This window comes from Amphritea sp. (assembly GCF_016744155.1).
In the GTDB taxonomy this organism is placed as follows: Bacteria; Pseudomonadota; Gammaproteobacteria; order Pseudomonadales; family Balneatricaceae; genus Amphritea.
Genome location: NZ_JADGEW010000002.1, coordinates 154,065 through 174,769 on the forward strand (window position 1 = coordinate 154,065; position 20,705 = coordinate 174,769).

At 46.1% G+C, this 20,705-nt stretch carries 15 protein-coding genes; 12 read left to right on the plus strand and 3 right to left on the minus strand.

Going from position 1 to position 20,705, the window contains the following annotated elements:
- Positions 1-89 precede the first annotated feature (89 nt).
- The 8 genes from QZZ54_RS03335 to QZZ54_RS03370 all read left to right on the plus strand — a co-directional run bounded on the left by QZZ54_RS03335 (position 90) and on the right by QZZ54_RS03370 (position 9,970).
- A complete protein-coding gene (locus QZZ54_RS03335) occupies positions 90-1,229 on the plus strand; it encodes an efflux RND transporter periplasmic adaptor subunit (RefSeq protein ID WP_290698553.1) in 1,140 nt (379 codons plus the stop codon).
- Positions 1,229-4,300, plus strand: coding sequence for an efflux RND transporter permease subunit (locus QZZ54_RS03340; protein WP_290698555.1), 3,072 nt, complete (start codon positions 1,229-1,231; stop codon positions 4,298-4,300). The genes QZZ54_RS03335 and QZZ54_RS03340 overlap by 1 nt, the downstream gene beginning before the upstream one ends.
- 256 nt (positions 4,301-4,556) lie before the next feature.
- Positions 4,557-5,000: a cytochrome c-550 PedF gene (gene pedF, locus QZZ54_RS03345; RefSeq protein ID WP_290698557.1), complete on the plus strand. Its 444-nt coding sequence runs from the start codon at positions 4,557-4,559 to the stop codon at positions 4,998-5,000.
- Positions 5,001-5,014: 14 nt separating this feature from the next.
- Positions 5,015-5,932, plus strand: coding sequence for a transporter substrate-binding domain-containing protein (locus QZZ54_RS03350; protein WP_290698560.1), 918 nt, complete (start codon positions 5,015-5,017; stop codon positions 5,930-5,932).
- Positions 5,933-5,993: 61 nt separating this feature from the next.
- Entirely contained in the window at positions 5,994-6,791 is a 798-nt protein-coding gene (locus tag QZZ54_RS03355; protein WP_290698563.1) for a quinoprotein dehydrogenase-associated SoxYZ-like carrier, read from the plus strand.
- Between the two features lie 11 nt (positions 6,792-6,802).
- Entirely contained in the window at positions 6,803-7,720 is a 918-nt protein-coding gene (locus QZZ54_RS03360; protein ID WP_290698566.1) for a quinoprotein relay system zinc metallohydrolase 1, read from the plus strand.
- Positions 7,721-7,742: 22 nt separating this feature from the next.
- Positions 7,743-8,036: a hypothetical protein gene (locus tag QZZ54_RS03365; RefSeq protein WP_290698569.1), complete on the plus strand. Its 294-nt coding sequence runs from the start codon at positions 7,743-7,745 to the stop codon at positions 8,034-8,036.
- 170 nt (positions 8,037-8,206) lie between these two features.
- Complete coding sequence (locus QZZ54_RS03370; RefSeq protein ID WP_290698572.1) at positions 8,207-9,970, plus strand: PQQ-dependent methanol/ethanol family dehydrogenase; 1,764 nt, start codon at positions 8,207-8,209, stop codon at positions 9,968-9,970.
- Positions 9,971-10,057: 87 nt separating this feature from the next.
- On the opposite strand, the gene rlmJ is transcribed toward QZZ54_RS03370, so the two are convergent.
- Positions 10,058-10,990, minus strand: a complete 933-nt coding sequence (gene rlmJ / locus QZZ54_RS03375) for a 23S rRNA (adenine(2030)-N(6))-methyltransferase RlmJ (protein WP_290698575.1) — start codon at positions 10,988-10,990, stop codon at positions 10,058-10,060.
- An 88-nt stretch (positions 10,991-11,078) separates the two neighbouring features.
- Here rlmJ and QZZ54_RS03380 point away from each other — a divergent pair, with 88 nt between their 5' ends.
- A complete protein-coding gene (locus QZZ54_RS03380) occupies positions 11,079-12,056 on the plus strand; it encodes an ABC transporter substrate binding protein (protein ID WP_290698578.1) in 978 nt (325 codons plus the stop codon).
- 11 nt (positions 12,057-12,067) lie between these two features.
- Positions 12,068-15,634 carry an EAL domain-containing protein gene (locus tag QZZ54_RS03385; protein WP_290698581.1) on the plus strand — a complete coding sequence of 1,189 codons (3,567 nt, stop codon included), beginning with the start codon at positions 12,068-12,070 and terminating at the stop codon, positions 15,632-15,634.
- 37 nt (positions 15,635-15,671) lie between these two features.
- Here QZZ54_RS03385 and QZZ54_RS03390 read toward each other — a convergent pair whose 3' ends face one another.
- The gene (locus tag QZZ54_RS03390; protein WP_290698584.1) at positions 15,672-16,145 is read right to left on the minus strand and encodes a DNA-binding response regulator; all 474 of its coding nucleotides are present in this window, start codon (positions 16,143-16,145) and stop codon (positions 15,672-15,674) included.
- Positions 16,146-16,680: 535 nt separating this feature from the next.
- On the opposite strand from QZZ54_RS03390, the gene QZZ54_RS03395 reads away from it, so the two are divergent.
- Complete coding sequence (locus QZZ54_RS03395; protein ID WP_290698586.1) at positions 16,681-19,056, plus strand: diguanylate cyclase; 2,376 nt, start codon at positions 16,681-16,683, stop codon at positions 19,054-19,056.
- Positions 19,057-19,072: 16 nt separating this feature from the next.
- On the opposite strand, the gene QZZ54_RS03400 is transcribed toward QZZ54_RS03395, so the two are convergent.
- Positions 19,073-19,969: a LysR family transcriptional regulator ArgP gene (locus QZZ54_RS03400; RefSeq protein WP_290698590.1), complete on the minus strand. Its 897-nt coding sequence runs from the start codon at positions 19,967-19,969 to the stop codon at positions 19,073-19,075.
- Positions 19,970-20,079: 110 nt separating this feature from the next.
- Here QZZ54_RS03400 and QZZ54_RS03405 point away from each other — a divergent pair, with 110 nt between their 5' ends.
- Positions 20,080-20,703, plus strand: a complete 624-nt coding sequence (locus tag QZZ54_RS03405) for a LysE/ArgO family amino acid transporter (protein ID WP_290698593.1) — start codon at positions 20,080-20,082, stop codon at positions 20,701-20,703.
- Positions 20,704-20,705 lie beyond the last annotated feature (2 nt).

Below are 20,705 nucleotides of genomic sequence, written 5' to 3' on the forward strand. Positions count from 1 at the left end.
AATAGTTCAGGTGAACTTCAGCAACCTAGGTCAGGTGCTGAGTTCACCTGAATGCAATGATGTCTCGCTACTAAGGCAGGAGAAAAATAATGAAAGGTTCCAATCTACTAGCGCTGGGTGTTTTTGCCGTGGTGGCTGTCTGGATGATGACGGGAGAAGTCAGAAGTAGTCTGAGTGTTACTGAAGAGAGTTCATCAGTAACAGATTCAGCTGAACATCTCTCAACGTTACCGGGTAACGAAGCTAACGATTCCCATGTGCCGGTTCAGGTTGAAACCTTGATTGCTACAGAGATAGACCGACGGTTGGTGTTACAGGGGCAGGTCTTACCTTATCGTACTGCGACATTGCGCGCTGAGACATCAGGCAGGGTCATCGAACTCCCCGGACGACGTGGTCAACGGGTATTAACCGATCAGTTATTACTAAAGCTCTCGCCGGATGATCGTACTGTCCGTTTATTGCAGGCTAAAGCGGTATTGCGGCAGCGTAAAAGTGAATTGGCTGCCAATGAGTCGCTGCTGGCTAAAGGTTTGAAAGCCAAGAATCATGTAATTCAGAGTAAAGCGCATCTGGCTGTTGCAGAAACTGAGCTAGAGCAGGTCAGAATTGAACTGAATAATACCCGCATTCTGGCACCTTTCGCTGGAATCCTCGAACAGAGAAAACTGGAAATAGGTGATTTTGTTGACCGGGCAGACCCGATAGCAACCATTGTCGATGACAGTAAGGTGTTGCTGGTCGCGCAGGTTTCTCAGCGAAATTTGGGAAGTCTTCAGCTGGGTCAGCAGGTGAATGCGGAGCTGATTTCAGGAATAAAACTGAGTGGCCGTTTGAGTTATATCGCTACTGTTGCAGATGACGAGACCCGCAGCTATCGAATTGAGGTTGAAGTGCCTAACCCTGATGGTGAACGTTGGATAGGTTTGAGCAGCAGTCTTGATATCCCGGTAGAGCAGCTTAAAGCGCATCTGTTGTCAGCAGCACTGTTGAATCTTAACAGTGATGGTGGGCTGACGATTAAAACGCTGAACACTGATCTTCAAGTGGTTGCTATGCCGGTCAACATCATTCGCACTGAAACGGAAGGTATCTGGGTATCCGGGTTGCCGGATAAGGTCAGGGTCATAACCCGTGGTCAGGGTTTTTATCAGTCGGGAGATAACCTACAGGCTGCTTCTGTAATGCACTCTCCTGCAATTTTCACTGCTGCTGTAGGAGATGAGTAATGGGATCTTTTATTGAAGCTGCAATCAACCGTAGTCGTACCGTTGTATTGATTCTCCTGTTTCTGTTGATCGCAGGAGCCTTTGCATTTATCGCTATCCCTAAGGAATCGGATCCTGATGTCGCGATTCCAATTATATATGTTTCTATGAACCATGAAGGTATCGCGCCGGAAGATGCAGAGCGACTGTTGGTACGCCCAATGGAGAATGCTCTGCGTGATGTGGCAGGGATTAAAGAGATACGCTCCGTTGCTGGGGAAGGACATGCTTCAGTGACTCTGGAGTTTGATGCTGGATTTGATGCTAAACAGGCACTCCAGGATGTGCGGGAAAAGGTTGATGTAGCAAAATCAGAACTGCCTGCCAGTACTGATGAACCAACCGTTAATGAAGTTAATATTGCACTTTTTCCGGTGATGACGTTGAGCCTTTCAGGGGTGATGGGGGAGCGTGAACTGGTTAATATTGCCCGTAAGCTGAAAGATGAAATCGAAGCGTTGCCAAACGTTTTAAAAGTCGATGTAGGGGGGGACCGCGAAGAAGTGATGGAGATTCTGGTTGATCCTTTAGCGCTGGAAAGCTACCGCATTGATTTTCAGACGGTTCTCAATATTGTCAGTAGAAATAATCAGTTAGTCGCGGCAGGTGCTATGGATTCAGGTGCTGGTCGCATGTTGCTGAAAGTGCCCGGCGTGATAGAAAACCTGGATGACATGCTCAACCTTCCGATAAAGGTTCAGGGTGATACCGTGGTGACCTTTGCCGATGTGGCTACTATCAAAAATAGCTTCAAAGATCCTGAAGGCTTTGCCAGGGTAGATGGGCAACCGGCGATTGCATTGGAAATCTCAAAGCGCTCCGGTGCCAATATCATCGAAACCATTGAGCAGGTACGCGCTATTGTTGATGTTGCCGAACAGCGTTTACCAAAAGCTGTGCGCTTCACCTATATTCTCGACCAGTCAAAGCAGATAAGTTCGATGTTGAATGACCTGCTCAACAATGTCGTCAGTGCCATTGTTTTAGTGATGTTGATTATTATTGCCGCTCTAGGATTTCGTTCGTCGCTGCTGATCGGCCTGGCTATTCCAGGATCATTTCTGACCGGTTTGCTGTTTCTCTATCTAATGAACATGACATTGAATGTGGTGGTGCTTTTCAGCCTCATATTGGTTGTCGGCATGTTAGTCGATGGGGCTATTGTCGTTATTGAACTGGCCGATCGGCGTTTGAAAGAGGGAGCCAATGCCGTTGATGCCTTTAGCTTTGCGGCCAGACAAATGGCCTGGCCCGTGATCGCTTCAACGGCTACGACTCTGGCTGTATTCATCCCCTTGGCGTTCTGGCCCGGTATTGTCGGAGAGTTTATGAAGTATCTTCCGATCACAGTGACACTCTGTCTACTGGCGTCATTGATGATGGCATTGATATTTCTACCGGTTATCGGAGGGCTGCTGTATCGAGGGCATAAGGTTCAAGCAACCCCTGAAACTGTAATTGAGGCAGGTTTGTTTAAGCGAGGATACATGTGCTTACTAACTTACCTGATTGGGCACCCCGGTAAAACTCTGTTGCTTACCCTGACAGTGGTAATAGTAACCGGGTATGCCTACAGTGTTTTTGGCCGAGGGGTGGAATTCTTTCCCGAAGTAGAGCCTGAAACCGCTCTGGTAAATATACATGCCCGTGGCGATCTGTCAGTGGTTGAGAAAGACCTGATGGTCAGACAGGTAGAAGAACGAATTATGGGTATGCCCGAACTAAAATCTGTTTATGCTCGCTCGTTTAATCAGGGTGGCGGTGAGGATGTTATCGGTGTTATTCAATTCCAATTTACCGACTGGTTTGCCCGTAGAAGCGCAAAGGAAATTATCAGTGAGATGCGGTTAAAAACAGTTTCGGCAGTTCCCGGCGTGTCTCTGGAATTTCGGGAGCAGGAGTCAGGCCCCTCAGGAGGTAAGCCGATACAGTTACAGATAAGTGGTCCAAGTATCGTAGATATTAATCAAGCTGCGGGGCAGATAAGGGCTTTGATAGACACTTTGGGTGGCTTTCAGAATGTGGAGGATAACCGAGCATTGCCAGGCATTGAGTGGCGACTGAAAGTGAATAGAGAGGATGCCGCTCGTTACGGTGCTGATATTTCTCAATTGGGAAGCGCTGTACAGATGCTGACTAGCGGCATAAAGCTTACTGATTACAGACCCGATTATACGGAAGATGAGGTGGATATACTGGTTCGTTTTCCAAAAGGAGAGCGACAGTTGGATCAGCTCAGTCAGCTGCGTATTAAAACAGCCAAGGGGATGATTCCTATTAGCAACTTTATGGAGTTCGAACCCGCCGCTAAAACGGGCTCAATTATCCGGGTTGATGGGGTAAAAGTGATTACCCTGGGAAGTGAAGTTGAGGAGGGTCTATTGGTCAGTGACAAGCTGAGTGAGTTACAGGAAGAACTGAGCAGTATTACCCTGCCTGAAGGCGTTAAGTTAACTTTCAAAGGGGAGGATGCCGACCAAAAAGAGACGGGCGAGTTTTTACTTAAGGCTTTCCTAATTGCACTGTTCATGATGCTGCTAATACTGGTTACCCAATTTAATAGCCTCTATCAGAGTTTGCTGATACTCAGTGCTATTTTATTTTCAACGGCAGGTGTCTTACTGGGATTACTGATTACGGCGCAGCCGTTTGGCATCGTTATGGTCGGCATAGGGGCCATTGCGCTAGCGGGCATCGTGGTGAACAACAATATCGTACTGATAGACACCTTTAATAGTTTGCGTAAAGAGGGGCTAAAGGTGGCAGAAGCCGCAATAAAAGCGGGTGAGTTACGCTTCAGGCCAGTACTGCTAACCGCGATTACGACGGTATTGGGCCTGGTTCCTATGGTCTTTGCTTTAAATGTTGATCTGATTAACCGGCAGATTGATATAGGTGCGCCCTCAACACAGATGTGGACACAGTTGGCCAGTGCGATAGCCGGTGGGCTTAGCTTTGCAACACTGCTAACCCTATTACTAACGCCTTGTATGTTAGTGCTGGGTGAGAAGTTTGTTAAGACTTCGGAGTAGAGACTATGGCTCTACTTCGCCGCTTCTTTAGAAATATATAATCACATAACTATTTGATAGCATTAAATTAATTTATTTTTGAGAATCTGGATTAGTACCAAGGTACTGGTTTTTCAGCACCAAAGCAGAATTCTTTAGCATTACCCTCTTGTTTTATTATTTCACCTATAGCGATATTCCGACTTTTCCTGTTCGTCCCCACAGGTTAAGTCGGAAAATCCAAGAATACTAAAACTCTAATAAGACTGGTGAAGTGATGAGAATGCCAACTAAAACCCTTGGTGCTGTAACTGCAGGTGCTCTTTCTATACTGCTTTCTGCTCAAGTGATGGCGCATGGTGATGTAACGCCTCAGACAATGGATACTCATGAACTACAACAACTGGGTGAAGAATGGCTTGAGGAGAACCCTTATACGCCAGAATATGAGAAACATAATGTTGCAGTTGAGATAGGCTTTTCTGCTTATACCCAAAACTGTGCCCGTTGTCATGGCTTAGAAGCTATCTCTGGTGGTATCGCACCTGATCTGCGCTATCTTGAGCCGGGTATTGAAGGTGATGAGTGGTACAAATACCGGGTTCTTAACGGTGCGGTACGTGATGGCCGTGTGTATATGCCGAAAATGGCTGAATATTTGAGCCAGGAAGCACTGTGGGCTATTCGTGCCTGGTTAGAAACCGTAGCGACCACTGAATAAGCAGGGCTGATCTAGTGAAGCTAACGAGACGCGTCCTTATCCTGATAACCGTATTGGCCCTAAGCTGGATTGGTACGGTTCAGGCACGCTATTACGATGATGTGATTGCCAGTGGTGCGATCTATATCGGTGCCTATAAAAATTTTCCTCCTTACTCTTTTGAGCAGGATGGAAAGCCTGCAGGTGTCGATATTGAGATTGGACGCCGTATTGCAGACGCGTTCGGCCTGCAGATGAAAGTTCACTGGATTACCCCAGATGAAAATCTGGAAGATGATCTCCGTAACAATGTCTGGAAAGGCCACTACCTCGATAAGAATGAGGAAAATCCGCTAGCGATGAAGCGCCTCGCTGACGTGATGATGCGGGTACCTTATGACCGTGAGTATGCATTTAAACGTGGGGATTTAGACCTTCTTATCAACGATCAGGTAGTGCTCTTTGGCCCCTATCAGCGTGAGCGCTGGCAGGTGGCATTTGACAGCGAGAAGCTTGAACGTGTGGGTACTGTTGCTGTATTTCAATATCACCCCATTGGTGTCGAAATTGACAGTCTTCCAGATTTCTATCTGACTTCAGCCTTTGGCGGAAGAATGAGAAAAAATACCCATCACTATCCAACGATACATGACGCGTTTTTTGCTATGCAGGAAGGTAAGGTCGATGCCGTGATGGGTATGCGAGCCGAAATAGATTGGCGACTCACCCAGGCTGAAAGCCCTCGCTACCAGTTGGCAGAAAACGGTTTTCCTTCGATGGGAAAGCAGCAATGGGATATTGGTATGGCGGTAAAGCAGAGCTACCGTCAGCTTGGTCACGCCGTTGAAGAGGTTGTTGACGGGCTAATCCGTAGTGGTGAAATTGAGAAAATATATTCCCGTTATGGCTTACGTTATGAGCTGCCGGGGCTGTATCAGGATGTAGTCCAATAATAGATATTTGAGTATTAAATAATGGCTGGTTGGCCTACATGACCGATGTATGGAGGTACAGATGATGATCAGGTTGTTACTTCTGACGTTACTAGTCACTGTTTCTGCTGTTTCTGCTGTTTCTGCTGTTTCTGCTGTTCAGGCTGTAGAGTCTGATCCAATTCAATCACCGATGTGGGACTATACCCGTCAGCAGTTCATTGGCTCAGCGCCTTATCACTTTGATGAGCGGGTTAAAGTTTTGCTTCCAGCATTCGCTGAAAACCCCACCCAGGTACCTCTCCAGATAGACGCTACAGCACTGGCAGGCGATATTGAACGCATTGTTGTTTGGGCAGATCTCAATCCTATCCAGCATATTTTTACCTACTATCCCCATCCAGATGTGATTCCAAAAGTATCGCTTCGTTTTAAGGTTCAGCAGGGCACTGCCGTTAGGGCTGCTGTGCTCACACAATCAGGTGTGTGGCATGTGGGTTCTGCATATCTTGATGCGGCGGGTGGTGGGTGTACGACTCCTAGTACTACCGGTAATGGCAGCCCTTTTTGGGAGAGTCATCTGGGTGAGACCCAGAGTCGGTCATTCCCGCTAGCCTCAAAGGGCGGAGTCAGATTCAAATTCAGAGTTATTCATCCAATGGATACGGGTTTGGCGGATGCGATCCCTGAGTTTTATATCCAGCAGGTGATACTGCAAAATGCCAAGAAAGAGAGTCTGGCGCGCTTAGAGCTATCTCAGCCGGTGGCTGAAAACCCGGTAATTAGCTTTGATCTTAGGGATGATCTGAATGATCAGGCTGGTCAGTATCAACTGTGGATGCGGGATAACAACGGTAATGAATTTGAGAAGGCTCTGTAGGGGGTACGCTGATGAAATCATTATTTGCTGTTTTCCTCTTAGTGCTTTGTAGCTCTGTATACAGCGCACCGCTCCAATATAATCTGACTGCTCGGGAAATCGCTAAAGATACCTGGGTAGTTGAAGGTAAAACCGAAGATTTCAGCCCTGCAAACGGTGGCAATATTGTTAATACCGCGTTTGTTGTCACCGGTGATGGTGTGGTTCTTATTGATACGGGTCCCTCTCTACGGTATGGCACTGAGTTACGACAGCTTATCGGCTCAGTAACGGATAAGCCGATACTATATGTGCTGAATACCCACCATCACCCCGATCATTTCCTCGGAAATCAGGCATTTCAGGATAGTCCTATCTACGCGTTGCCCGAGACCGGCAAACTGATTGCCCAACAGGGTAATGCCTTTTCTGAAAATATGTATCGATTGGTGGGTGACTGGATGCGCTCTACTGAGGTGCATCTACCCGGTCAGCCTTTGAGTGTAAGTCAGTTGAAGCTGGGCCAACATCGTTTTCGTTTTATCAGCATGACCGGGCACGCGGGAGCCGATCTGGTTGTACTGGATGAAACTACCGGAGTGCTTTTTACGGCGGATATGGTGTTTTATCAGCGCGCGCTGACAACCCCACATACGCCTGATCTGAAACAGTGGATAGCTGATCTTAAGCGTCTGGAAACATTGGATTTTAAACTGCTGGTACCCGGGCATGGTCCGGTATCTGAAGGTAGGGTGGCCATTGTTCAGACGCATGCTTACCTCAGTTGGCTCGATAAGCGCCTGAGCCAGGCTGCAGAGCAGGGGTTGAGCATGAATGAGGTCATTGAATTACCCCTGGATAAACATTTTGATCAGCTCGCTGTAGCCAGAAAAGAATATGTACGCAGTGTGGCGCATCTTTATGAGCGTTATGAAAATGCGATGTTTTAGCCATCAGAGAAAAGGATAATTCGTGATGATTGCAGCTATGCCAGAGTTGGTGCCGATTTTTAATGCTGACTGCAGGCTCTATTTTGATGGGCGGCATAATCGCTGGGTGCTTAAAGCACCGCAACAGATCATATTCCCGGACCAGCTAACATTGATTGTACTGCAGGCCTGTGACGGCAGTTGTAGTGGGAAACAGATAGCCCATTCACTCGCATTATTTTCAGCGTTGGACAGTGTTACTGAAGAAGGTGTGTTGGATGTATTAGACGAGTTTGAGCGGCGAGGGTTTATCTCTGCTCAGCGTGTTGGCCTATGAGTTTTGATACCTGTTTAGTAAGTATTAGTACTAAGTATGTATAAAACTCATTCCCCCGGTTAATTGTTGTAAAGCTGGTATTTTCCCAAAATATGGGTAGGTCTGGGGTCTGTATCCAGCCCTCTCGATAGTCAGAAAATAAGAACAATCCTTAATCAAGGAGCATTGCAATGAAAAAGTTCGGCGGCAGTTTTGCTGTAACAGCATTGGTAACGGCAATGTCTGTATCAGGTATCGCTCAGGCAGGCGTAACTGATAAAGACATCATGCAAGATCAGATGACTGTAGAAGACGTGGTATCCAACGGTATGGGCCCAAGGGGGCAACGTTACAGCCCGCTGGATATGATCAATGCTGATACCGTGCAGGATATGCGCCCGGTATGGGCTTTCTCTTTCGGTGGTGAGAAACAACGGGGTCAGGAATCCCAGCCCATGGTTAAAGATGGCGTTATGTATGTAACTGCATCTTACTCACGGGTATTTGCGGTAGACACAAAAACGGGTGATGAACTTTGGGAATATAACGCTCGTCTACCCGATGGCATCATGCCTTGCTGTGACGTAATTAACCGGGGTGTTGCACTTTACGGTGATCTGGTCATCTTTGGTACGTTGGATGCTAAGTTAGTCGCTCTGGATGCTAAGACCGGTAAAGTGAAGTGGAAGAAAAAGGTAGCTGACTACAAAGAGGGCTACTCAATCACAGCAGCCCCACAGGTGGTTAATGGCAAAATCATTACCGGTGTTTCCGGTGGTGAGTTTGGTATCGTAGGTAAGGTTGAAGCATACGATGCGACGACCGGTAAGATCCTCTGGACCCGGCCGACTGTAGAAGGTCATATGGGTTACATCTGGAAAGATGGCAAGAAGGTTGAAAACGGTATCTCCGGTGGCAAAGCGGGTCAAACATGGCCTGGCGATCTGTGGAAGAGCGGTGGTGCAGCAACCTGGTTGGGCGGAACTTATGATCCGGATACCAATTCGCTGTTCATCGGTACGGGTAACCCTGCCCCATGGAACTCTCACATGCGTCCTGGCGATAACCTGTTCTCCTCATCTCGTCTGGCGATCGATCCTGATACCGGTAAGATCAAGTGGCACTTCCAGACTACACCACATGATGGTTGGGATTACGATGGCGTAAACGAGCTTATCTCATTCGATTATAAGGCTGATGGTAAAACGGTTAAAGCGGCAGCAACGGCTGACCGTAACGGATTTATGTACGTTTTGAACCGTACTAACGGCGACTATATCCGTGGCTTCCCATTCGTTGATGAGATCACTTGGGCGAAAGGCCTGGACAAGAACGGTCGGCCTATTTACGACGAGGCGTTCCGTCCGGGTAACCCAACGGTCACTGAAGATGGCAAGAAAGGTTCATCTGTACGTGCTGTCCCCGCATTCCTAGGTGGTAAGAACTGGATGCCGATGGCTTATAGCCAGGATACAGAGTTATTCTATGTGCCTTCTAATGAGTGGGCGATGGATATCTGGAATGAGCCAACAGCCTATAAGAAAGGCGCGGCATACTTAGGTGCAGGTTTCACTATCTCGCCTATGAATGACAGTCATATCGGCGTTCTGAAAGCGATGGATCCGAAAACGGGTAAAGAAGTATGGCGCTACCAGAACTACGCTCCACTTTGGGGTGGTGTACTGGCAACTGCTGGTAACCTGGTCTTCATCGGTACGCCTGAAGGCTACCTGAAAGGTTTTGATGCTAAGACAGGTGAGCTGAAATATCAGTTCAACACCGGTTCCGGCATCGTTGGTTCACCTATTACCTGGAAGCAGGATGGCGAGCAGTTCCTATCAGTTCTATCCGGCTGGGGTGGTGCAGTACCGCTTTGGGGTGGTGAAGTTGCTAAGCGTGTTAAGCATCTGAACCAGGGTGGTTCTGTCTGGACTTTCAAGCTACCTAAGTCTTAAACGTAGCTAATTAAAAAAGGAGCCGAAAGGCTCCTTTTTTTGTTTTGCACGATTTGGTTTTTACCGTTCTGATCAGTGAATAGAAAACTATTCGTCGACCAGTTGATCACACCGGTAAAGTGCACCATCACCGGTGTCCAGCGCCTTGCTGAGACGGGGCAACAGCTGAGTCATTTTGCCCATCAGTTTCCAGGGTGGGTTTATAACGATCATTCCAGATGATGTCATGCCTCGTTCAACTGAATCAGGCTCTAGACCCAGCTCAAATCGTTGGATGTTTTTAATTCCGCTGTTAATAAAGCGTCTTTCCAATTTATTGATCCGCTGGCGATCTACTACCGGATACCAGAGCGCATAGGTACCTGTAGAAAATTTGCTATGGGCCTGTTTTATTAATTTGAATACATCTTCGTAATCAGATTTTATCTCGTAGGATGGGTCAACCAACATTACGCCTCTTCGTGAAGCTGGTGGAATTAGCCCTAAAACATTACTCAGGCTATCCTCATTGGTTGCTATAACCTGGCGGTGTCTGGCGGTATTTTGCTTGAGTAATTGGTAATCTTTCGGATGAAGCTCATATAACCAGGCTTTATCTTTCTGTCGCAGGTACTGAGTAGCGATAAGCGGGGAGCCGGGATAGAAACGTAGCTTTCCATCTTTGTTGCACCCATCGATAGCATCAAAATAGCTTTTCAGCTCGGGCCATTTGTCCGCTTTGAGCTTACTGATCCCACCCTGATGTTCACCGAGTTTAGTGGCGGTTTCAGAGTAGAGGTCGTAAAGACCTGCACCAGAGTGGGTGTCGATATAGCCAAAAGGTTTATCTTTTTGGCTTAGATGTTCAAGAATCTCGACCAGCACTATGTGTTTAAGAACGTCGGCAAAGTTGCCTGCATGAAAAGAGTGGCGATAGCTTAGCAATGTAGTGTTCCAGATTAGTGAGGGTTTAGCTGAAAAAGGTAGAGTATGAGGACTATCGTTATTTACCCTTCCTGGGTCAAGCTTTTCTAATGCCATAATTTCAAGCTTATCAGTGAAAACCTTTGTTTAAGGTGTAATAGCATGGGTACAATATCGGCATGTCATCTCTGCTTGGAAAGCCCCTATGAAGTACGCTGTTATATTGGTTGGTTTGCTATCGTTTTTGTTATCTCCTTTTTCAGCTGCCGAGTACAAAGTGCTGGTTGTTATGAGTTATGAGGAAAATAACCCTTGGTGTAAAGAGATACGAGAAGGCATTGATTCTACACTGGCGGATTCGACTGATTTAACCTACTTCTATATGGATACTAAAGCGTCTCCTGCAGGGGGGATGGCAAAAGCTAAACAAGCTTTAGCTGTATTCAATAAGCTTAATCCTGACGGTGTTATTACCGTGGATGATAATGCTCAGGCTATGTTCGTTGTTCCCTCTCTTAAAGATCAGGTCAGCACGCCAATAATGTTTGCGGGTGTTAATTCTGATGCGGCTAAATACGGCTACCCCAACGGCCATATATCCGGCATTCTTGAACGTGCACATGTTCGTGAGTCATTGGCGTTTGCTAAACAGCTGTTACCTTCAATCAGCTCTGCCTGCGTTGTCACTAATGATGTTCCTTCGGGTAGGGCGTTAGCGCATCAGGTTGAGGCTGAGAAAACCACATTCCCGGTCAAATTGAATGACGTTTTTCTGGTGAGTGATTTTGCGCAGCTGGATAGTATAGCTGAGCAGTTGAAGGCCTGTGATACCTTATTTGTCGACAGCCTGGAGGGCATCAAAAATCACAGCGATAGTGCTTCAGGTAATAGTGAAGTTCTGACTTATTTAAGTGAGGTATATGATGGCCCACTACTTGGCGGAAACCGCTATCAGGTTGAACAAGGGGCTTGGGCTGCCGTTGTGAAAACAGGCCAGGAGCAAGGTGCAACAGCTGCAGAGATGTTATTAACAGCGATGCAGGGAACGCCGGTATCTCAAATACCGGTGGTTAAGAATTCTAAGGGTGAACGAATCGTTAATGTTACTGCATTAGATCAGCATAAGGTTCCTTTGAAACCGCTGGTATTGCGTGGCGCCACACTAGTGAGGCAGCAGCCCTGAGCTATCTGCCGATGTTCAAGTTTATATCCAAAATATCCAGTAAGCTGGTTGGTCTTGCTGTCCTGAATACGGCTGCTTTTGCAGCGGTTGCTCTAATTGCGGGTATTGGCTTCTTTCAGGTTGAGACCTTGTCTAGTGATATCGTCGGTAAAGAAGTTGCAGCGATAAATGACAATGCTCACCTTGGACGAGAAATATCGAGTTTATTTTCTGATATAGAAGGGCACACCCGTGTATGTAACGAGAAAAATTACAGTAACAACATGGGGAAACAACTAACAAATAATATGTCCAGGCTATTTGACTCTGTTCAAAATCCGGCATTAAGGAGAGCGCTAGGTCACTTCCAGATCACTGCAACTTCGCTGATACAAGAGTGCCTCCAGTTAAATACAGCCCTTATCAATCTGCGGGAGGCCGATCAGCAAACTGAAACGACTATTACTTTGCTTGAACAAGCGATTGGTAGTGCTCTAATAAAAGAAACCCTGGACGGTAAATTAACCAATCATTTTGATCAACTGATGGTACTTGTGGCAGGGCTGCGTGAAACGCAGTTACTGATAGGCAAGTTAACGGCGGAACAAGCGCATCTTAATACCCCGGATTCCTCACTATTACTATCCTCAGAAAATCTTGTTGATGATATGTCTTTACGTTTACAGACATTGACTGCTTCAACAACCGATATCGCAAATGCCAGCGGCTTACTGGGTCAGAATCTGAAGCGTTATCGTGATTCGCTATTTCAATATCAGCAGGCCAATATGAGTCTGGAAAAACGTGTATTAGAAGTACATGAAACGAAGAGAAATGTACTCGATGAAATGCGTCGTATCGACCTGGAATCTTACAATCAGGCAGCCGAAATACAGGATGAAATAGTTACCGTTGTACGCAATCTGAACTTTAACGTAGTGGCATTATCACTTGTTATAGGGCTGTTCACCCTGCTGATTGTCGGGCGGATCAACCGCCGGGATATTAAAGAGCCATTAAACAGAACCCTCGGGCTTATTCAGGGAATTCGTCATGATAGCGCTATTGATGAACCAACATATCGAGATGATGAATGGGGTGTAATACAAAAATCCCTAGTTGATATGGCCTTTGAATTAAAATCCTCTCAATTAGCGCTTATAACTAGCCGTGATCGTCTTGAAACAGCCCTAGATGGCTCTAATGATGGGCTATGGGACTGGAATCTTGAAACCGATGAGGTGTATTCCTCACCGCGATTGAAGTCAATGTTAGGTTATGCCCCGGATGAACTGGAAGGTGATTTCAGTTCTTGGCTGCAGCTGATTGATCCTTTACAGAAAGAGAAGGTCTTGGCATTTGTAACCGAGTACCTGGAAGGTGAGGTAGGTAAGTATGATATCGAGTTTCGAATGCTGCATAAGCATGGTCACTGGGTCGAAATTTTATCGCGAGGAAAGCTAGCTCATGATGCCGAAGGTCGGGTTTCATCTCCCAGGCGGTTGATTGGGACGCATACAGATATTACTGCCCGGAAAACGGCTGAAAGGCAGTTGCAGCGAAGTGAAAAAGAGCAGCGTACATTAATAACCGCGCTACCAGATGTCATCATGCGATTCGATAGTGATGCCAGGTATCTGTTTATGTCAGAGAATGTTTCTTCCGTTTTAGATTTGAAAGCGGCTTATTTTGTTGGTAAATCTCATACCGAATTAGGTTTTCCTGAAGAGGCGTGCCAAGCGTGGGACTCTGCGATTAAGCATACTTTTGAGACCGGTAAACCTTGTGATATTGAGCTCGTTTTAGATGGCGCTCATGGGAATAAGACGTTTAACTGGAAACTCACTCCTGATTTCGATGAACATAACAATGTTCGCTCTGTGTTGGGTGTTGCCCGGGATATCTCCTTGCTTAAAGAGCATCAAAAACGTCTGGAGAAAATTGCCCACTATGATGTATTGACGGGCCTGCCTAACAGGATTTTGTTGTCAGACCGGTTGTTGCAGATGATGAACCAGGTATTACGACGTAATGCAAAATTGGCGGTGGTTTATATTGATCTGGATGGTTTTAAAGAGGTGAATGATCAATACGGGCATGATGCGGGGGATAGGCTACTTAAAATTGTTGCGGCTCGTATGAAGTTAACGCTGCGGGAGGGAGATACTCTGGCTCGTTTAGGCGGCGATGAGTTCGTCGCGGTACTTCAGGATTTAGCGGATGTTTCATCTTGCGAACCGATGCTACACCGCCTGTTAGAGGCGGTCTCTGCTGATGTGATGGATAACGGAGTCGTACTCAACGTAACTGCCAGCCTGGGAGTTACATTTTTTCCTCAAGTCGAAGAAATCAATGCTGATCAGCTATTACGTCAGGCAGACCAAGCGATGTATCAGGTTAAGTTATCAGGGAAAAATAGGTTTCATCTGTATGATATGGATCATGACCGGTCCATGCGTGGACAGCATGAAAGTATCGAACGGATTCGGGAGGGTTTGAATAAAAGCGAATTTTTACTCTATTACCAACCAAAAGTGAACATGAGCACTGGTCAGGTAGTCGGTGTTGAAGCGCTGATTCGTTGGCAGCATCCTGAAAAGGGTTTGCGTCCACCTGCTGAATTCTTGCCAATAATAGAAGAACAACCTTTAAGTGTAGAAATGGGCAACTGGGTTATCAAACAGGTGTTCGAACAGAGTAGTCTCTGGCGAAAGGCGGGGGTGAAATTGCCGGTGAGTATCAATATCGGTGCTCTTCAGATTCAGCAGGCAGACTTTGTTGTTAAGCTAACTAAGATGCTGAGCGACTTTCCCGATGTCCCCCCCAAAGAGATTGAGTTAGAGGTTCTGGAAACCAGCGCTCTGGATGATATTGTTCAAACCTCTAAGGTAATCCGCGACTGTATTGAGCTGGGGCTTCAGGTCTCCATTGATGATTTTGGTACGGGATACTCATCGTTAACTTATCTCAAACGTTTGCCGGTAAATACTTTAAAAATTGATCAGAGTTTTGTGCGTGACATGTTGGATGATCCCGATGATCTGGCTATTCTTGAAGGGGTTATTGGTCTGGCTCGGGCCTTTCGTCGAAATGTTGTTGCTGAAGGTGTTGAAACTACTGCTCATGGCAGTATGTTATTGGACTTCGGGTGTGAACTTGCTCAAGGGTATGCCATAGCTTATCCGATGCCAGCAAATAATATTCCTGAGTGGATTAGTTCATGGCGTACACCGGATGAGTGGTTTAACCGGAAAGTTAAAAGTAGGCATGAGCAGCAGATTCAGTTTGCAGCGGTGGAGCATCAGGCCTGGATAAGGCAGGTAGAGGCTGCTCTTAATGACGGAGCTGAAGCTCCGCCAATGAGTTGTGATGCCTGTAGATTCGGCTCTTGGTTTTATCATGAGGGGCAGGCATATTATGGCGACTCCTCTGCATACGAAGCAGTGGACCGTATACACCGTCAAGTACACTCTCACGCAAATAACTTACTGGTGCTGAAGAGCGAAGGCGATGAAAGTGGAGCGAGAGACGGTATTCTCGATCTACACCAGCTGAAACATTCGCTTTTGAAACAGCTGGATAAGTTGAACTCTGCATAACGAGGCAATCATTTAAAGAAGGCGCTTATTTTTTTGATTAAAGGAGATCTTCGATAAACCATGCTGAAAAGGCGTGCCGCCCAGGTACTGATGCTTTGTGATAGATAGAAGACGCTTGCTGGCGGATAGTTTTTTCAGCGGTACCTCGTAAGCCTGCGATCTCTTTAAGACTGTAGCCTTTAAGTAGCATCTGTCCGACATCTTTTTCGCTTGAGGTTAATTTCCAATCACTGAACTGCTCTGTAATTGCCTGGCGTAGCTGATGACGAGCAGCGAGTACTACCTCTGACTCTGGTGTAGGCATAATCTTCATTTCTTCCAGGTCTTGATTTAATTGCCTGATTTGTCGACGATTGAGAAAATTATCCAAGATTAGCCAGCAAAGCATAAGAAAGGCAATAAGCAGAATCGTGGCCTCTTGCAACAGGTGGGTTGTACTTGCACCGTGGGATATGTCTGCCGCTATGTCGCTGCCGATGGCGATTACAATCACCGCCAGAAAAAGCATCATCAAGTAATCTTGTAAAAAATGCTTAAACACTGTCATTTCCTATTTTATTTTTGTTATACGTCTATAGAGCACAGATGTTGAAACTTTCAATTATTTGATTTGATTAAGCTTGGTTTTCATTAAGCATATATTAGTACGGACGGCAGATAAAATTAACTAGTGAAATAAGTATGTCTGAAAATGATTGTGTTCGGGTAAATTTGTATCTGTGTTAACGGGTTTCAACCTAGTTGTTTGTCATCAGTTAATCTGGCGACTTTTCCGATGCATCCGGTAGTTTAAGCGGGTCCTATAATGAATCTCCAATGGAAAGGCTGTAAATGGGCTACAAAGAAAGACAGTGAGCTTATTCTTTGGATTAAGAGAGGGGTATATATCTTGTTTAAAATAATTGGCAGTGGCAATATTAGATAAATATTATATATCGGTAGTATATGGATATTGATCTGTTTCGCCTAGGGGTGGGGGGAAGAGCTGGCGAGGAGCCTAATCCGGATAGCCAGAATACAGGTCTATGTTAGCCAACAATAAAATAATGAATATTAGCAATCGTGCTCCACTGTTAGTTGTCGTTGCCGGTTTTCTTATCACCGTTTTTACCTACCAGTATAAGGTTGGCATCGAGCAACAGCAGCGGCAGTCGCTTATGGCTTTAGCTGCGACTGAACAGCGAGCTCATCTACAAAATCATGTGGATAATACAGTTGAGATTCTTGATTCAATCGCAAGCTATGTAACCTACAGTAAGCAGATAAATCGAGCTGATTTTCATTCCTTTACCCAACCTGTTATTCAACGACATTCAGAACTGTATGCACTTCATTGGATACCTCGGGTGCTCGATGAAGATAGGGCGCTCTTCGAGCAGCTATTACTTGAGCAGGGGTTTAACAGTGGAATAACGGCGGTGAAGTCGGAGGCGAATGGTCTGGTAAAAGCGCCGGAAAGTGAAGTGTACTATCCAGTACTTTATTCTGAACCTTTAGCGTTAAACAACAGTGTTATCGGTTTAGACGCTTACTCACGAAACCTCAATGCTGAGGTGATTGATCAGTTGTTAGACGGCTCCGCCAAATTTTTGTCGAGCGCTCCTTTTCACCTTGTTCAGGATGAAATGGCTAGTTCATCAGTCGTTTTCTTTCGACCTGTTTATTACGTTGCCCCGACTCAAGAAGCGTTAGTACTTCGAGGCTTTATTGCTGCGGTTGTTAAGCCCCAGCGCTTGATAGATAAACAGGTAATGGGTCACGATATCGTGGCGATGAAGCTTGATGATGTGACCAGTGAAAACTCTGTAGAGATTGCATCGATGGGTTCTATTCCTACCGACATAAATAAAACATCATATGTCTCAGAGTTTAGGGTGCTTGGCCGTAGCTGGGCACTACGGGTTTGGAATGGTAAATCTCAGCACCTTGATGGATACCGTGTTGAATACTGGATACTGTTTTTTGGATTTTTGTTTACCTTCTTCTCGGCAATGGGGCTATCACGTTTGAAGGTATCCCATCGGCAGGTGTTGCTGGAACGGGATAAAGCCCAAAGTTACCTGGATACGGTTGATACCATCATGTTGGCGCTAGACCAGCGGGGCGAGATCACGATGATCAATCGAAAAGGCAGTGAAGTTCTGGGATATACCCCGGCAGATCTGTTGGGAAAGAACTGGTTTAGTGAAGATTTTGTTATTGACAGTATCGAAGAGAAAAAAGGTTTTAATCTTTTCATAAACAGTTCTTCAGCGGATAGTGATCTCTATCTGAGCGAGAGTAAAATTCGTGCCCGTAATGACCAGATACGTCTGATCACCTGGCGAAATAAAAGGCGTACAGATCAAAGCGGTGATGTTGTTGGAATGCTCTGTTCCGGTAGTGACATTACTGAACAACGACATAACGAGAGATTGGATAAACTCAGAAGCAGTGCGATGGAGGCGGCACTGAGAGGTGAGTCTCTGAGTTATGTGCTTAATCTAGTGCTTACGGGTATTGAAGAACAATATCCGGGAGCTTTATGTAGTATTTTACTTCTGGATAAAACAGGTAAACACTTACTGAATTGTGCTGCACCCTCATTGCCAAAAGATTACCAAAATGCGATTCATGGGATTGAGATAGGTGAAGGAGTTGGGTCATGCGGTACGGCGGCATTCCGTCGTGAGCGTGTAATTGTTGAAGATATTGAAACTCATCCGTTCTGGGCTTCCTTTAAAGATTTAGCGCTTAGTCATAACCTGGGAAGCTGCTGGTCTGAACCAATTTTTGGTAAGAAACATCGCCTCAAAGGAACTTTTGCTATCTACCACCAGGAACCCTCGCTACCCAGTGATGAAGACCTGGAACTTATCACCAGTATGGCAGCATTTGTCAGCATGCTGATTGAAGAGTTCCAGGTAGAAGAGGCTCTGGTACAGATGGCAAATACGGATGCCCTGACCGGGTTGAATAATCGGCGGAAACTCTTAGCATCTCTTGAGGAGGAGTTTGCCCGGACAAAGCGTTATGGGCGACATTTTAGTCTCTGTATGCTGGATCTGGATCACTTTAAAATGGTTAACGATCAGTATGGGCATGATGCAGGGGATCTTGTGCTAAAAGCGATATCTGAGATTATTACCCAAGAGCTGCGTGAAAGTGATATTTCCGGACGTATTGGTGGCGAAGAGTTTGCTTTGTTGTTGCCAGATACAGAGCTTCACAAAGCGGGCGAATTGTCAGAAAGGTTGAGACTGAAGATAGAGCAGTTTACGGTGAAACTCAGAACCGGAGAGTCAGTAAAGCTAACGGCTTCTATCGGAGTGGCTGAGTATGCATCTAGTATGGAGCTCTCTACTGACATGCTCGGTCTGGCGGATAAACGACTTTACTGGGCTAAAGATAATGGCCGAAACCAGATAAGTATAGAGCCTTAAAAATACGTTATCAGGGTTAGGTTTTAGGTTGTTCTAACTGCACATGGCAGTATTTCACCAGTTGTTGCTTTAGTTGCTGACCGAGTTCAGTGGATAAATTCCAACTGTGCCAATAAAGAGGTACTTCAAGACTCTTACCGGCCGCAATCTCTTTTACCTGCCCGCTTTTAATTTGAGCTTTCATCTGAAGATCAGGCACCATTCCCCAGGCAAACCCTCGTTGTATTAGTTCAGTAAAGGCTTCAGACGATGGAACCCGGTGGCGCTGGTAGTCCTGAACCCCTGGAAAAAACTTATTGATGAAGGTGTCCTGGAGGTCGTCTTTTTCGTTGTATTCCACCGCCGGCGCATTTGACAGTGTTTCAGCGGTTACGCCCATAGGAAAGTAGCGATCAATATATTCTGGGCTGGCCAAAGCAAGATATCGACTGATACCTAGTGGTACAGCGTTGCCCCCTTGTAACGACTTACTACTTGCACTGATACAGCCTAAGACATCGCCTTGTCGCAACAGTTGATGAGTCTGATCCTGATCATCGACCCTAAGGTCTAACAGTATCGGGCTTTGTTCTAGTAATGGCTGCATCGCTGCCATAAACCAGGTGGCAAGAGAATCAGCGTTGAGACCAATAGTAAGTCTGGTAAACCCTTGTTCACGGGCGTCATAGAGGCTGTTTAATAACTCGTTCTGGAGCAGACTGACCTGATGATAATGACGTAGAAGCTTTTGCCCTACGGACGTCAGTTGTAGGGGTTGGCTTCGTATTAATAAAAGCTGTCCGGTTGTTTCTTCAAGCTGTTTAATACGTTGAGAAATAGCAGATTGAGTCAGAAATAGTCGTTTAGCTGCACGATCAAAACTTTGTTCCTCCATCACTGTGGCTAAAGCCTGAAGTTGACGATAATCCAGCATGGCACACCATATTAGTTTTGCTAATGAAATATAAATATTATTAGTTTTACTAACGTTAGTCGACTTATTATGCTGCTATCACTTGTATATAGATGTGAAAAAGAGTCTCTATGTTGTTTTCTTTACCTACACCGTTCTTTACCGGATTAGCGACCAGTGCCGGACTCATTATTGCGATAGGCGCTCAGAATGCATTTGTATTGAGCCAGGGCGTCAGACGTGAGCATCACTGGCCTATAGCGGCTCTGTGCAGCTTTATCGATGCGGTGCTTATTACATTAGGCATTGCAGGCATGGGAGTACTAATAGGGCAATCAGAGGTGACACTTCAACTAATCACCTGGGGCGGTGCTCTGTTTCTGTTTTGGTATGGCGCGAATGCGCTCAGGTCCGCATTTCGTGACGAAGTCCTTGATCTGTCTGAGAATCAGTTTTCTGGCCTCCGTTCAGCATTGTTGACTACTTTGGCGTTGAGTTTACTGAATCCCCACGTGTATCTGGATACGGTGGTTTTACTCGGTGGAATAGGGGGGCAATATCCTGAATATGATCGTTACTGGTTTGGGGCTGGAGCGGCGTTGTTTTCTTTTCTTTGGTTCTTTTCACTCAGCTTAGGTGCCCGCTGGCTGGCCCCGCTGTTCCGCAGGCCAGTTAGTTGGCGTGTGTTGGATGGGCTTGTCTGCCTGATGATGTGGGCGCTTGCCGGGTTACTGCTTAGCGACAATCTGGTGTAGAG